Annotated in this window: 1 protein-coding gene; it reads left to right on the forward strand. The window is 50.4% G+C overall.

The genetic code is table 11. The annotated features are described in order from the left end of the window. Nucleotides 1-1359, forward strand: a 1359-nt coding sequence (locus Q384_RS10990; protein WP_037588132.1) for a putative Ig domain-containing protein, incomplete at its 5' end; no start/stop codon positions are given. Nucleotides 1360-1386: the final 27 nt, after the last annotated feature.

Below are 1386 nucleotides of genomic sequence, written 5' to 3' on the forward strand. Positions count from 1 at the left end.
AACATCGAAGTATTGGCAATTGATCCGAGCGGCGAACAAGCGGCGCAAACATTTGCTTTGGCAATTCAATCAGGTAACCACGCTCCCGCAGTCGGCACGCTGATTGATGCACAAACCCTCACCGAAAACAGCGAATGGACATTCAGGCTGCCTGAAAACGCTTTCACCGACCCCGACGGCGATACCCTGACTTACCGCATTAACGCTGCACCCGCGTGGCTGCACTTTGACGAAGCCACCAAAACCCTCAGCGGTACACCGCCCAAAGGCAGTGTCGGCAGTCTGAGCATCGAAGTATTGGCAATTGATCCGAGCGGTGAACAAGCGGCACAAACGTTTATTTTGGAAATTCAATCAAGCAACCACGCCCCCGAAATCGGCGTTTCATTAAACCCGCACACCGCCGAAACAGACAGTACATGGACGTTTACATTGCCTGAAAACGCATTTACCGATGAAGACGGCGATCTGCTTAACTTAACCGCAACCTTGGAAAACGGCGAAGCATTGCCTGAATGGCTGCACTTTGACGCAAACAGCCGCACCTTCAGCGGCACCGCGCCCGCAGAAGCCATTGGCAATCACAGCATTCTGATTACCGCAAAAGATCTGCACGGCGCGGCGGTTTCCCAAACATGGACGCTGGCAATTCAAGCTGCCGATAATCAAGGAACAGGAAACGAAGGCACAGACGGCGACGATACCTTAAGCGGCGGTAGCGGCAATGATGTTTTAAACGGCAAAGGCGGCAATGATTTTCTGGAAGGCGGTGACGGCGATGATATTTTAAACGGCGGCGATGGTGATGATGTTTTATACGGCGATGCCGGTGATGATGAATTACATGGCGGCAGTGGAGACGATTATCTTGACGGCGGCGATGGCAATAATGTTTTAGACGGCGGTGATGGCAATGATGCTCTGTATGGCAGCGCGGGTGATGATGAATTACATGGCGGCAGCGGTGATGATTATCTTGACGGTGGCGAGGGCAATAATAATTTAGACGGCGGTAGCGGCAGCGATACTTTAAATATATATGGCGGCGGCAACAGTGTTTATAGCGGCGGTGCAGGCGGCGATGTGTTTCAAGTATTCCACCGCGGCGCGGGCATACAAACCATTACCGATTTTGAAGCGGGCGATTGTTTGTATTTGATGGGCAGTAATTTGTCTGATTATGTATTGGCGCGCCAAGGTGATGATTTAATCCTGTCGCTGAAACAAGAAGATGGTTCAGCAGACAGCAATCATCAGCTGATTTTACAAAACTATTTTACTCTGGCAGGCAATGCAGGGCAATCGCATGAAAGATTTAACACAGTTTCAGTAGTTGCTCACGGTAATTATCAGAGGTAGCCGCCAGTAATCGCTGTACTTTAATGC

The sequence above is a fragment of the Stenoxybacter acetivorans DSM 19021 genome, assembly GCF_000745895.1.
GTDB lineage: Bacteria > Pseudomonadota > Gammaproteobacteria > Burkholderiales > Neisseriaceae > Stenoxybacter > Stenoxybacter acetivorans.